8 protein-coding genes and 1 pseudogene are annotated in these 13,812 nt (G+C 75.4%); 5 read left to right on the forward strand and 4 right to left on the reverse strand.

The annotated features are described in order from the left end of the window. Positions 1-112 precede the first annotated feature (112 nt). Complete coding sequence (locus DKT69_RS31745; RefSeq protein ID WP_236648479.1) at positions 113-2,608, forward strand: putative bifunctional diguanylate cyclase/phosphodiesterase; 2,496 nt, start codon at positions 113-115, stop codon at positions 2,606-2,608. Between the two features lie 90 nt (positions 2,609-2,698). Here DKT69_RS31745 and DKT69_RS31750 read toward each other — a convergent pair whose 3' ends face one another. Continuing rightward, positions 2,699-3,721: a phosphatidylinositol-specific phospholipase C domain-containing protein gene (locus DKT69_RS31750; RefSeq protein WP_109805114.1), complete on the reverse strand. Its 1,023-nt coding sequence runs from the start codon at positions 3,719-3,721 to the stop codon at positions 2,699-2,701. A gap of 188 nt (positions 3,722-3,909) precedes the next feature. Here DKT69_RS31750 and DKT69_RS31755 point away from each other — a divergent pair. Next, a pseudogene (locus tag DKT69_RS31755) lies at positions 3,910-5,945 on the forward strand (thioredoxin domain-containing protein). Positions 5,946-5,957: 12 nt separating this feature from the next. Here the strand turns inward: DKT69_RS31755 and DKT69_RS31760 are convergent. After that, the gene (locus DKT69_RS31760; RefSeq protein ID WP_109805115.1) at positions 5,958-6,608 is read right to left on the reverse strand and encodes a pyridoxine/pyridoxamine 5'-phosphate oxidase; all 651 of its coding nucleotides are present in this window, start codon (positions 6,606-6,608) and stop codon (positions 5,958-5,960) included. A gap of 29 nt (positions 6,609-6,637) precedes the next feature. Then, a complete protein-coding gene (locus tag DKT69_RS31765; RefSeq protein WP_109805116.1) occupies positions 6,638-7,234 on the reverse strand; it encodes a PadR family transcriptional regulator in 597 nt (198 codons plus the stop codon). 100 nt (positions 7,235-7,334) lie between these two features. Here DKT69_RS31765 and DKT69_RS31770 point away from each other — a divergent pair, with 100 nt between their 5' ends. From DKT69_RS31770 to purE, 3 genes are read left to right on the forward strand one after another with little or no spacing between them, the layout of a single operon-like run. Next, the gene (locus DKT69_RS31770) at positions 7,335-7,811 is read left to right on the forward strand and encodes a hypothetical protein (RefSeq protein ID WP_109805117.1); all 477 of its coding nucleotides are present in this window, start codon (positions 7,335-7,337) and stop codon (positions 7,809-7,811) included. 51 nt (positions 7,812-7,862) lie between these two features. Beyond that, entirely contained in the window at positions 7,863-9,023 is a 1,161-nt protein-coding gene (locus DKT69_RS31775) for a 5-(carboxyamino)imidazole ribonucleotide synthase (RefSeq protein ID WP_109805118.1), read from the forward strand. Beyond that, the gene (gene purE / locus DKT69_RS31780) at positions 9,020-9,511 is read left to right on the forward strand and encodes a 5-(carboxyamino)imidazole ribonucleotide mutase (protein ID WP_109805119.1); all 492 of its coding nucleotides are present in this window, start codon (positions 9,020-9,022) and stop codon (positions 9,509-9,511) included. The genes DKT69_RS31775 and purE overlap by 4 nt, the downstream gene beginning before the upstream one ends. 409 nt (positions 9,512-9,920) lie before the next feature. Here purE and DKT69_RS31785 read toward each other — a convergent pair. Next, positions 9,921-13,812 (reverse strand): SCO7613 C-terminal domain-containing membrane protein (locus DKT69_RS31785; RefSeq protein WP_236648477.1); only part of this gene is annotated, 3,892 nt, incomplete at its 5' end.

A 13,812-nucleotide genomic window follows, 5' to 3' on the forward strand; every position in this document is an offset into this window, starting at 1 on the left:
GAAGGGGGGCGCCGATGACCGTCGAAGCAGCGGCCACCCGCCGCACCCCCGGCGTGCCGGCGGACGGGGTGGGTCCGTGACCTCCGGCCGGGACGGCCAATCCCCCGATCGGCTGGGCCTGCGCGGCACGCCGACCGGGGTGCTCCTGCTGACCGCCGCGGTCGGGATCACCGCGCTGGTCGCCGCCGTCATCGGCCTGACCGTCCCGGCGTCCCTCCCGCCGGACGACGCGCTGCCCGGCCCGGCCCGCTTCGGGATCGCCGTCGCCGTGTTCGCCGTCGCTCAGCTCGCCCGGCTCCAGTTCCGGACCGCCTCGGGGATGGTGAGCATCACCTGGGGCGAAGCGGCCCTCATCGTCTGCCTCTACCTCGTACCGGCGGGCTGGCTGCCGGCGGCGGCGCTGCTCGGCACCGGGACGGCCTGGACGGCCATGTCCCTGCTCACCGACCGCCGGCCGGCGCTGGAACTCGTCCGGATCACCGGGTCGCTGACCGCCGCCACCGCGCTCGCCGTCGCGGTGACCAGCGCGCTGGGCCGACCCCTGCTCGCCGCGCCGACCCCGGCGCTCGCCCTCGCGCTCACCGCCGGCTCGGTGACCTACCTGCTCACCACCGGCTGGCTCGGCGGGGCGACCCTGGCGCTGCGGCACGGCGTCCCGGTCGGACCGCCGCTGCTCGCCGCGCTCCGCGGCAAACTGCTGATGTTCGTCGGCAACGTGGCCGTCGGCCTGGTGATCGTCACCCTGCTGGAGCTCGACGCCCGCTGGTTGCTGCTGCTCCCGCCGCCGCTCTGGCTGCTCCAGCAGACGTACCGCCACCGGCTCCGGGCCGACCAGGAGCGGCGTACCTGGCGGGCGTTCGCGGAGGCCACCGCCGCCCTCAACCAGCTCGACGAGCGGGGCGTGGCGACCGCAGCGGTGTCCGGCGCGCTCACCCTGTTCGGGGCGGAACTCGTCGACGTGGCCGTCGCCCGGGGCGACGGCCGGTGGTGGCGGTACCGGGCGGACCTCGGCGGCCAGCTGCGCGACCGTGAGGTGGACGCGCCGGTGCGTACCGAGCCGGCCGAGCACGAGCTGGTCCGACCGCTGACCGTGGGCAGCGTCGGGGTGGGTGAGCTGCGGGTCCACTTCGCCCGGTCGGCCCCGCCCAGCGCTCGGGAACGGGACGCCGTCGCGGCCTTCGGCGACGCCCTGGCCGCCGCCCTGCACGACGCGGCCACCCACCGGGAGCTGCGGCTGGTCACCGCGCGCTCCTCGTACGAGGCGGTGCACGACCAGCTCACCGGGCTGGTCAACCGGGCCGCCATGCTCGACCAGGGCGACCAGGCGTTGCGCAAGCTCGCCCACGATCACCCGGTGGCGTTGCTGCTGCTCGACATCAACCAGTTCAAAGAGGTCAACGACACGCTCGGGCACGCGGCCGGGGACCAGCTGCTGCGGCTGACCGCGAGCCGGCTGACGGCCCTCGCCCGCTCCGGTGACCTGCTGGGCCGGCTCGGCGGAGACGAGTTCGCCCTGCTGCTGACCGCGGTTCCGGTGGTCGGTGACCGCGCCGGGCCGATGGCGTACGCGCTGCGGCAGGCCCGGGAGATCGCCGAGCGGCTCGCCGCGCCGACCGAGGTCGCGGGCGTGCGGATGTCCGTCGAGGTCTCGGTGGGCGTGGTGGTCGCCGACGCGGGCGCCGCCGATCTGACCGAGCTGCTGCGCCGGGCCGACATCGCGATGTACCAGGCGAAGGAGGGCGGCGGCAGCGTCGCCGCGTACGACAGCTCCCGGGACGCCGCGAGCACCGACCATCTGGCGCTGCTCGCCGAGCTGCGGGAGGCGCTGGCGGCCGACGACCAGCTGGTGTTGGCGTTGCAGCCGGCGGTGGACCTGGCCACCGGCGCCCCGACCGGCGTGGAGGCGCTGATCCGCTGGCGGCACCCGCGCCGCGGCTGGCTCGGCCCGGCCGACTTCATCCGCCCGGTGGAGAACAGCGAACAGCTCGGCGCCTTCACCCGGTACGTGCTGGACAAGGCCCTCGCGGTCGCCGCCGACTGGGCCCGCCTGGGGCTGGACGTGCCGATCTCGGTGAACCTGTCGGCGCGCAGCCTGCTCGACCCCCGGCTGCCGGCGGAGATCGGCGAGGCGCTGCGCCGGCACCAGGTGCCGCCGCGCCGCCTGGTCCTGGAGATCACCGAGACGGTGGTGATGAGCGAGCTGGAGATCATCGACGAGGTGCTCGCCACGCTGCGCGCGATGGGGGTGCAGCTCGCCGTCGACGACTTCGGCACCGGCTTCTCGTCGTTGACCTTCCTCACCCGGATCGCCGTGGACGAGCTGAAGGTCGACCGCTCGTTCGTGATCCGGATGGCCGACTCGCCGGAGGCGGCGGCGATCGTCCGGACCACCGTGGGGCTCGCCCACGAGCTGGGCCTGCGGGTGGTCGCCGAGGGGGTGGAGACCGCCGAGCAGCGGAACGCCCTGGCCGAGCTGGGTTGCACCGCCGCCCAGGGCTACCACTTCTTCAAGCCGATGCCGGCCGACAAGATCGGCGCGGTCCTCGGGTCGCTGCTCGACGCCGCCCCCGGCAACGTCTTCCCGCTCCGCGCCGACGGCGCCTCCTGAGTCCCCGGCACCGACCCGGGGCGGCCGGACGTCCGGCCGCCGCGCCGTCCCGCGCCGCCGGAGTGGACCGGCGGCGCGGAACCCGGCGGCTCAGCCGCGCGGCAGCACGTCGTCGACCACGCCCGGCAGCGCCGACCAGTCGGCGGAGGCGACGCTGGCGTGGGCCCGAGCCAGCTCGGCCACCCGGGCCGCCGCCGCGTCCGGGTCGGCGCCGACCGTCGGCGGCACGTTCTGCGCGTCGGTCATCACCAGCAGGTAGTGGTTGGTGTCGTACCAGGCGGTGTCGATCCCGCCGCTGACGTACGCCGTCGCGTCCCCGTCGAAGAGCACGAACCAGGGGCGCAGGGCGGTCTCGGCGTACCGGATGCGCGGGTCGCCGGCCTGCGCGTTGTGCACGGCGGGGAACGCCTGCGCCCTGGGCAGGGCGCCGGCCGCCGACAGGCCGGCCAGGTACCGGGCGTACTCGACGTCGGTCCGGAGCGTGTCGGTCGGATTGTCCTCCTCGACGGTGCCCGGGATCAGCTCCACGATCACCCGGCCGGCGAGCTGTCCCCGGGTCGGCCAGGCGTCGGCGCGGGCGGCGGCGTCGAGGGAGGCGTGGCCGGCGAGCAACTCGGCCGGGCGGAACACCGCGGCGCCCAACCGGGCCGCGAGCACCGCGTCGAGCTGGGCGGGCCCCTGACCGGTGCGGCCGCTGAAGCCCGTCTTCAGCTCCAGCTTGAGGATGAGCGGGCCGGTCCCCGGGTGCGCGGCCAGCCAGAGCCGGATGTCGTCGAGGCAGTGCTCCAGGTTCCTGTTCCGGGTGCCGGTGTAGAGCTGGGCGGCGCTGGTGGCCGCGACGCAGTTGTTGTCGTTGCCGATCGGGTTGGAGTGGCTGACCCGCCACTGCCGGGCGATGACGTCCGGCCAGACGTCCAGCTCGATCAGCCCGGGCCGGGCGTCGAGGGCCTGGGCCAGGTAGGTGTAGGTGCCGCGCTCGTACGCGTTGTGCGTCCCGACGGTGGTGGCCGCCGAGACCCGGGTGTCCACGGGGACCGCGGCGGACGCGGGCGTGGGGGCGAGGGTGGCGGTGACCAGGGCGGCGAGGCCGAGCAGGGCGGGGAGTCTGCGCATGACGTCTCCTTCTCCGGGGACCGGCGGTGGTGGCCGGCCGGCATGCGCCTGATTCAAATCAATGAATGTGAATATTGGAAGGCCGCTCGGTATCCGGCCGGCCGGCCTGGCGGAACGGGGCGCCCCATCGCGGCGACGATCGAGGGCGACCTCCGACAGGTCGGCCCGGCGCTGGATATGGTCGTCGGGTGAACCGACTCGCGAACGCCACGTCGCCGTACCTGCTCCAGCACGCCGACAACCCGGTCGACTGGTGGCCGTGGTGCGACGAGGCGTTCGCCGAGGCGAAGCGGCGCGACGTGCCGGTGCTCATCTCGGTCGGCTACGCCGCCTGCCATTGGTGCCACGTGATGGCGCACGAGTCGTTCGAGAACGAGGCCGTCGGCCGGCTGGTCAACGACGGTTTCGTCGCCATCAAGGTGGACCGCGAGGAGCGGCCGGACGTCGACGCCGTCTACATGACCGCCACCCAGGCGATGACCGGCCAGGGCGGCTGGCCGATGACCGTCGTCGCCACCCCGGACGGCACCCCCTTCTTCTGCGGCACCTACTTTCCGCGGGCGAACTTCATCCGGCTGCTGGAGTCCGTGGGCACCGCGTGGCGGGACCAGCGGGAGGCGGTGCTCCGGCAGGGCGCCGCGGTGGTCGAGGCGATCGGCGGGGCCCAGGCCGTCGGCGGGACGAGCGCGCCGCTCACCGCCGACCTGCTCGACGCCGCCGCCGCGCAGCTCGCCACGGAGTACGACCGGACGAACGGCGGCTTCGGCGGGGCGCCGAAGTTCCCGCCGCACATGAACCTGCTCTTCCTGCTCCGCCACCACCAGCGCACCGGTTCCGCGCAGAGCCTGGAGATCGTCCGGCACACCTGCGAGGCGATGGCCCGCGGCGGCATCAACGACCAACTGGCCGGCGGCTTCGCCCGCTACTCCGTCGACGGGCACTGGACCGTGCCGCACTTCGAGAAGATGCTCTACGACAACGCGCTGCTGCTGCGGGTCTACACCCAGCTCTGGCGGCTCACCGGCGACCGGCTGGCCCGGCGGGTGGCCCGGGACACCGCCCGGTTCCTCGCCGACGAGCTGCACAAGCCGGGGGAGGGCTTCGCCTCTGCCCTGGACGCGGACACCGAGGGCGTCGAGGGGCTCACCTACGCCTGGACGCCGGCCCAGCTCGTCGAGGTGCTCGGCGAGGAGGACGGCCGGTGGGCCGCCGACCTCTTCGCGGTCACCGAGGAGGGCACCTTTGAGCACGGGATGAGCGTGCTGCGGCTGGCCCGGGACGTCGACGACGCCGACCCGGCGGTGCGCGCGCGCTGGCAGGCGGTGGTCGGGCGGCTGCTGGCCGCCCGGGACACCCGCCCGCAGCCCGCCCGCGACGACAAGGTGGTGGCCGCCTGGAACGGCCTGGCGATCACCGCGATCGCCGAGTTCCTTCAGGTCGCCGCCGTCTACGCGTCCCCCGACGACGAGGACGCGAACCTGATGGACGGGGTCGCCATCGTCGCCGACGGCGCGCTACGGGACACCGCCGAGCACCTGGCGAAGGTGCACCTCGTGGACGGGCGGCTGCGCCGGGTCTCCCGGGACGGGGTGGTCGGCGAGCCGGCCGGCGTGCTGGAGGACTACGGCTGTGTGGCCGAGGCGTTCTGCGCCATGCACCAGCTCAGCGGTGAGGGGCACTGGCTGGAGCTCGCCGGTCAGCTTCTCGACGTCGCGCTGGCCCGGTTCGCCGCGCCCGACGGCGGGTTCTTCGACACCGCCGACGACGCCGAGCGGCTGGTCACCCGGCGGCGGACCCGACCGACAACGCCACCCCGTCCGGGCGGTCGGCGATCGTCGCGGCGCTGGTGGCGTACGCGGCGCTGAGCGGGGAGGTGCGGTATCGGGAGGCCGGCGAAACCGCCCTGTCGACCGTCGCGCCGCTCGTCGGCCGGCACGCGCGGTTCACCGGGTACGCCGCCACCGTCGGCGAGGCGCTGCTCTCCGGGCCGTACGAGATCGCGGTGGTCACCGACGATCCGGCCGAGGACCCGCTGGTCCGCGCGGCGCACCGGTACGCCCCGCCTGGCGCGGTGACCGTGGCGGGCCGTACCGACCAGCCCGGCGTGCCGCTGCTCGCCGACCGGCCGGCGCTGGACGGCCGTTCCACCGCGTACGTCTGCCGGGGTTTCGTCTGCGACCGGCCGGTCACCTCGGTCGACGACCTGGTCGCCCAGTTGGGCTGACCCGGCGGCCGGTCACGGCCAGAGCAGCTCGCGGTCCCACCCGCGCTCGGTGCGGCGGTAGCGCAGCCGGACGTGCCGGCGTTCCCGGTCGGCCTGCCAGAACTCCACCGTCGTCGGCACGACGGCGTAGACGGTGTGGGTCTCGGCGACCAGGTCGGGGTCGGCGGTCAGCCGGGCGCGGACGTCGGCCAGCTCCCGGTCCAGCTCGGCCCGGTCGGTGAGCACGGCGCTCTGCCGGCCGGCCAGGGTGGCGATCCGGGAGCCCTCGGGCCGGGCCAGGAAGTCCTGCCGGGAGACGGCCGGGTCGGCGGCCCGGGCGGCGCCGCGGACCCGGACCTGGCGGCCCTGCTCCCGCCAGTGGAAGGTGAGCGCGACCCGGGGGTCGGCGGCGAGCTGGCGACCCTTGGCGCTGATCGCGCTGGTGGCGAAGTGCCAGCCGGTCGGGTCGAGGTCCTTGAGGATCAGCACCCGGGCGTCCGGCGCGCCGTCGGCGTCGACGGTCGACAGGGTCATCGCGTGCGGCTCGTCCACACCGGCGGCGACGGCCTCGGTGAGCCAGTCGGCGAAGAGCGTCATCGGCTCCGCCGGCGCGCCGGCCGGGTCGAAGGACGGCATCTGGTGGGCCAGCACCGGCAGTGCGCGCGGTGTCTCGCGGGTCGTCATGAGCTGATCATCCCAGCCCGGCGACTCCGTCAGTCCTCCGCGTCGCCGCTCGGGCGGCCTCCCGTGCCGGGCGTGCTCCCCGCCCCGGCTGCGGGGTCGCGCAGCGCGAGCGGCAGCGTATCGAACCAGTCGAGCACCGCCCGCTCGTACGCCAGACCGAAGCGCAAGGTGGCCACCGAGTACGGGTCGATGGCGTCCGCCTCCTCGGGGAGCGCGGCGGCCACCTGCTCGTACCCGGCCAGCCGTTCGGCGTGCGCGGCCCGGTGCTGCGCCAGGAACGCCGCCATCCGGTCCGCCGGCAGGTGCCGGCCGAAGAGCACGGTGAGCAGCAGGGGGAACCGGATGGTCTCCTCGGCCGGCGGCCGGGCGGCCCACTCGGCGAAGGCGGCCCGGCCGGCCTCGGTGATCTCGTACGGCTGCCGGTCGCGGCGGCCGCGCTCGCCGGCCCGGACCAGTCCGGCGGCGGCCATCGCGCTCAGTTCCCGATAGACCTGGCTCTGGGTGAGTGACCAGAACGCGCCGATCCGCTGCTCGGCGACCGTCACCAGGTCCCAGCCGGTCATCGGGTCGTCGTGCAGGAAGCCCAGCAGGGAGGCGGTGGTGGCGTTCAACGGCCGGTCTGGCATGGGCTGGCGCTCCTTCGCGTTTTCGCTTGACATCCCATTGTGTCAGGTCGCAGGATCAAGCCATCGACCTCCCACAGTGGGAGGTCACGGGGGAGTCGTCATGCACACCGTTCTCGTCCTCATCCACGCGGCCAGCGGCACCACCGGCCTGCTGCTCGCGCTGCCGATCCTCCTCGCCCCCAAGCGCCGCGGCCGGCACACCCTGCTCGGCCGGATCTACGCGGTGGCCGCCGTCGGGCTCAGCCTGAGCGCGCTGGGGCTCTTCGCCCTGGACCCCGCCCGTCTCTGGGGGCTGGCGATCCTCGGCGTGCTGACGCTGGGCTGGCTGCTCGGCGGGCTCTGGTTCGCCCGCCGCCGACCCGGGGGCCTCGGCGGCCGGGGCTGGCGGGTGTGGCACCTGAACCTGATGGGCAGCACCGTGATCGCCTTCGTGACCGGCTTCGCCGTACAGATGACCGACGGCAACCTGGTCGCCTGGCTCGCGCCCACGGCGGTCGGCTCGCTGCTGATCGCCCGGCGCACCGCCCGGGAGCTGGCCCGTGCCCCGCGCCGCGTCGTGGTGAGCGCGGCGGGCTGATCCCGCCCTCCGGGCCGGGACCGGCGCCCGCCCCGATAGGCTGGCGGCGCTATGGATTCCCGTACCGGACTGCCTGTTGTCGGCATGGTGGGCGGCGGCCAGCTGGCCCGAATGACCCACCAGGCCGCGATCGCCCTCGGCCAGTCGCTGCGCGTGCTGGCACTTGCCCCCGACGACGGCGCCGCGCTGGTCGCGGCCGACGTCCAGTACGGCGACCACACCGACCTGACCGCGTTGCGCACCTTCGCCAAGGGCTGCGACGTGGTCACCTTCGACCACGAGCACGTGCCGACCGAGCACATCCGGGCCCTCGCCGACGAGGGGGTGAAGCTCTTCCCCCCGGCCGACGCGCTGCTGCACGCGCAGGACAAGCGGGTGATGCGGGAGCGCCTCGGTGAGCTGGGTGCGCCGAACCCGGCCTGGCGGCCCGTGGCGGAGCCCGCCGACCTGATGGCCTTCGGCGACCAGGTGGGCTGGCCGGTGGTGCTGAAGGCGGCCCGGGGCGGCTACGACGGGCGCGGCGTCTGGATGGTGGCGGACGCGACACAGGCGGCCGAGCTGGCCCCGACCCTGCTGGCCGGGGGCACCTCGCTGATCGTCGAGGAGCGGGTGGCGCTGCGCCGGGAGCTGGCGGTGCAGGTGGCGCGCTCGCCGTTCGGCCAGGTGGCCGCGTACCCGGTGGTCGAGACCGTGCAGCGGGACGGGATCTGCGTGGAGGTGCTGGCCCCCGCGCCGGGCCTGCCCGAGGAACTGGCCGTCGCCGCCCAGCAGCTCGCCATCGACCTGGCCACCGCGCTCGGCGTGGTCGGCCTGCTCGCGGTGGAGCTCTTCGAGACCCCCAGCGGGCTGGTGGTCAACGAGCTGGCGATGCGTCCGCACAACTCGGGGCACTGGACCATCGAGGGGGCCCGGACCTCACAGTTCGAACAGCACCTGCGGGCGGTGCTCGACTACCCGATGGGGGACACCTCGCTAACCGCGCCGGTGGTGGTGATGGCGAACGTGCTCGGCGGGCAGCCGGGCGGGATCCCCGTTGACGAGCGGTTGCACCACCTGTTCGCCGCCGAGCCGGGCGCCAAGGTGCACCTGTACGGCAAGCAGGTGCGCCCCGGCCGCAAGATCGGGCACGTCACGGTGCTCGGCGACGACCTGGACGACGTACGGGCACGGGCCGCGCGGGCCGCCCGCTGGCTGCGGGAGGGGCACGAGTGAGCACCGTCGGGCTGATCATGGGCAGCGACTCCGACTGGCCGACCATGAAGGCCGCCGCCGAGGCGCTGGACGAGTTCGAGGTGCCGTACGAGGTCGCCGTGATCTCGGCCCACCGCACCCCGGTCAAGATGATCGAGTACGGCCGGGACGCCGCGGACCGCGGCCTCAAGGTGATCATCGCGGGTGCTGGCGGCGCCGCCGCCCTGCCCGGGATGGTCGCCTCGGTCACCCCGCTGCCGGTGATCGGTGTGCCGGTGCCGCTGAAGCACCTCGACGGGATGGACTCACTGCTGTCCATCGTGCAGATGCCGGCCGGCGTGCCCGTGGCCACCGTGTCGATCGGCAACGCCCGTAACGCCGGCCTGCTGGCCGTGCGCATCCTGGCCGCCGCCGACCCGGCGCTGCTGAAGCGGATGGCCGCGTACCAGACGGGCCTGGAGGAACTGGTCGCCGAGAAGGACGCCGCCCTCCGCGCCTCCCTCGGCTGATCCAACTCGCCGGTCCGCCGGCTGCGGGACTGCCGTCAGGCTGACGGCGTTCGCCGCCATTGCGCACCGGGCTCGCGGCCTCGTGCAGAGCGTCACCATCCGTCAGCCCGTCGTGTGGTCACTCCGCGTGATCCGTGGGTCGGGAGGCGATTGTCCTCACACCGCCTTTGCTCTGCTTCACTCCACGCAACACCGGCGCTGAGCTGGCATTTCTCTATCGCTCATGCGGTAGGCCGTGGTCGCGGCTGTCACCGTCCGTTGCTGTTGCGTCGGCTACAGCAGAGCAAAGGGGATACGACGGCACTCTGCGTCCGGCGGGCTCGACGCGGACAGTGAGGAAGGCCCGATCAACCCAGGTCGGTTCGTCCGCCGAATCGGACCGGATCCGCCGCCCCCGCACAGACGAGCTTCATCGCATGCCGCGCAACGCGGTCTGCAGGCGTTCCTGTGCGCGGCGGCGGCGCTCGTTGCTCGCCCCGAGCACCAGCAGCACGAAGCCGACCGGAATCAGCACCAGCCACGGCCCGAGGCTGAACAACGCGTGCACCGCCGCGATCGCGGTGACCGTGGCACCCACGATCACCGGCGCCTGCTGCCGGCTGGTCGAGCCGAAGATCAGCACCGCCACCGCGCCGAGCAGCAGCAGCACCTGCCGCAGCATGCTGGAATCGGTGGCCAGCACGATGGCCAGGGTCGGCACGAACGCGGTCACCAGCGCCGGCCCGTACGCGAGCCAGCTCGACAGGTCCGGCCGGTGGCGCAGCTCCAGCACCCCCACCAGCAGGGCGAGCGCGGCGAACGGCAGGGTGTACGCCTCGGGCAGCGCCACGTCGGCCACCCGCATCAGGATCCACCAGGCGCTGATCTCGCAGGCCACCACCGCCCAGAACAGGATCCGCCGCTCCACCGGCCGCCGGCCCTGCCGGCTCGCGGCCACCCCGAGGACGGCGCCCCAGGCGACCAGCAGCGCGGCGATGTGCCGGGGGGAGTCGAAGGCCAGCGCCAGCGCGATGAGGGCGGCCGCGTACCCGCTCCACTCCACGGTGGCCGCCTCCCGGTACGCCTCTGGGCGGCGCAGCCGGGGCAGGGTGGCGGCGAAGACCTGCAGCGCCGCCCCCACCGCCAGCACCCCGAACGCGGACCAGACGGCGGCCAGCCCCACCACCAGGCCGAGGGTGAGCACGAACAACTCCGCCATCAGCGAGGCGAACAGCCAGCCGAGGATGCGCGCCCGCTGCGTGGTGCCGAAGAGCGCGGCGACCACGCCGACGCCGACCGCCCCGCCCAGGGTGAAGAGGGTCAGCTCCCGGGTGGCGAGGCTGCCGGCCAGCCCGGCGCCCCCGGCGGCCAGCCCGATCGCGAAGACCAGCACCCGGGCCACCCGAAGCGACCGGGCCGGCTCGGCCAGCGGCGGCGGCGGGGTCAGGGCCAGCCCGAGCATCGAGATGGTGAAGACCACCAGCCCGGCGAGCGAGCTCTCCGGCCAACCGTGGCCGAGCGCCACCGGGGTGATCAGCAGGGTGACTGCGGCGCCGGGCAGCACCACCGGCACGGCCCGGGAACGCCGGCCGCCGCTGAACCCGGTGGCGGCCAACGCGGCGGTCACCGTGAGCAGCAGCGCGGTCAGCACGTGCGTCGGGTCGACCGCGTCGGGCGGCGGGGTGAGCAGTTCCGGCGGCGGTCCCTGCCAGATCCGGGACAGCGACCGGAGCGGCTCGACCAGCGCGACCAGCAGCGGCGGCGCGAGCGTCACCAGCGCCAGCGTGGTGGGCAGCACCGCCGCCGCGAGCGCCCCGGCGGCCGGGCTGACCCGCCAGCGCAGCTCCGTCCGGTCGTCCGGCAGCCGGCGCAGCGCCCCGTCCAGCAGCACCGACCAGCGGCGTACCGGCCGGGCCGAGCCGGTCGGCGGGGTGGTGGCCGCCCGGACCAGTTCGGCGAGCACGCCGAGCAGCGCCGCAGCGGCCGCGTACACCCCGGAGGGCAGGCGGGTGACGATCGCGGCCAGGGCGCTGACGGTCGCGCCGCCGACCACGGCCACGCTCGCGTAGGGCAGGTACTGCGGGACCTGCCGGCGGACCACCGCCACCGCCGCCAGGCCGAGGCTGGACGCGGCCAGCGCGGCGGTCACCACCACCTGCGGGGAGTGCTCGAACTCGGCGGCCAGGGCCGCCACCGCGCCGGGGAGCGCGAGCAGGGCGGCACCGGCCGCCGCGCCGCCCACCTGTACCAGGTGCGGCGGCATCCCGTCGGTCTCGATGTTCTCCACCAGCGGCGGCGCGAGGCTCCGGGCCAGGGCGGCCACCACCACGCCGATCAGCGCGATGCTGCCGAGCGCCAGCGCGGTGGTCCACGGCCGGACCAGCCCGGCGCCGGCCGCGTGCAGGGCGACCACTCCGGCCACCGTGGCCCGGGACAGCGCCGCGCGGGGGTCGATCGCCGCGACCGCCGCCATGCCGAAGACCGTGGCGACCGCGGCGCCCACCAGGACCGGCGACCACCAGGGCAGGTCGAAGGCGGCCGGGGTGCCGATGGTCGCCAGCACGACGGCCACCCCCGCCACGTCGTACTTCCACGGCGGCGGCAGCAGGATGCCGGCGGCGACGGCCAGCATCGCCAGCGCGACGGGGGCCTGCCAGGTCGACCCGCCGGTCGGCGCGGCCGGCCAGCCGGTCAGGTCGCCGGCCCAGATCGGGCCCGGAGTGGCCAGCACGCCGACCCCACCGCGCAACGCGGTCCAGGCGGCGATCAGGCCGATCAGAGCGCCGCCGACAGTGGTGCCGAGGATCGGTCCCCGGCGCCACTCCTCCGGCATCGCCCGCGCCGCCACCGCGACCACCAGGACGAGCGCGGCCGCCACCACGAGCTGCCCGCCGGGCGCGAGCACGGCGGCGATCCGGGCCAGAGTGGCGATCAGGGCCACGGTGGTCCCGGCGGCGGCCAGATCGGACCCGTCCAACGAGAGGTCGGAGCGGCGCCCCCGGTCGATGGACGGGGCGAGGAAGAGCAGCACCGCGGCGACGATCAGCAGCGCGCCCACCCAGGCGTCGGCGCTGGTCGTGCCGGGTGCCCCGAACGCGGCCGCGGCGACCGCCAGCGCGCCGAGGCCGGTACCCACGGCGTGCGGCAGGCTGAGGTGCCGCTGCGCGACCTGGCGGATCGAGGCGTAGCCGAGGGTGACGCAGACGCCGAGGAAGCTCGCCGCGAGCGCCGGGACGGTGACCTCGCGCAGGCTCGCCGGGGTGGGGGTCGGGTCGGTGGGCACCGTGGCGGCGACGAACGCGGCCACCGCCCCCGGCAGTGCGAACGCCGCCCCGCCGGCGGCCCAGCCGGAGACCGTGTCCGCCGCGGCCGGGGCGATCCTGATCCGGGGCGCGAGCGAGACCAGCGCGCCGGCCAGGAACAGGGTGGTCAGCGCGGCGGTGGTCAGCGCCGGGCGGGAGAGCGCCGCGCCGGCACCGGCCAGGCCCAACCCGGTCGCGGCGACCGAGTGCACCACGGCGGAACGTCTGCCGTCCGCCGACAGCCCCAGCACACCGACGCCCACCGCGGTGAGCAGCATCGGCCAGGGGGCGATCGTCCAGCCCAGCCCGAGGGAGGCCGGCACGGCGAGCGCGGTCAGCGCGGCCCCGAGCACGGCGAACTCGCGCCGGATCTCCGGGGGCAGGGCGACCATCGCGGCGATCGTCAGCAGGAAGGCGCTCGCGGCGAGCTGCCACCCGGTCGGGCCGACCGCCGCCGCCAGCGTGGCGTGCCACCGGTCCAGGTCCGCCGCCCAGGCGGGCAACGCCGCCCGGACCGGCGCCAGCCCGGCCCGCAGCGCGCCGCCGGCCACCACCAGCCCGCTGACCGTCAGGGCCACGGCCGAGGCCAGCTGCGGCCCGCGCCGGGCCGCCTCCGGTACGGCCCGTACGGCCAGCCCGGTGACCGTGATCACCGCGGCGATGAGCAGCAGCGACCGGCCGGGGAAGGCGACCGAGGCGATCCGGCCCAGCGCGCCGATCACGGCGAGGGTGACGATGCCGGCGCCGACGTCGGGCAGCGGCGCTCGACGCAGCACCAGCGTGCCGGCCAGCCCCACCAGCGCGGCGAGCAGCAGCACCGCGCCCGCGCCGGTGGCGACCGGCACCGTGTCGGCGCGCAGCAGCGCGGTGACCGCGTACGCCAGGGCGACCGCGACCGCCGCGCCGTGCAGCACCCAGGTCAGCTCGCCCAGCCAGGGCACCGGCCGGGCCGGGCCGGTCGGCGGGGCGGCAGCCTCCGCGCCGAGCACCTCGGCGGACTCCTCCGGGTCCGTCTCCGGG

It is taken from the genome of Micromonospora sicca (assembly GCF_003172935.1).
Lineage (GTDB): Bacteria > Actinomycetota > Actinomycetes > Mycobacteriales > Micromonosporaceae > Micromonospora > Micromonospora sicca.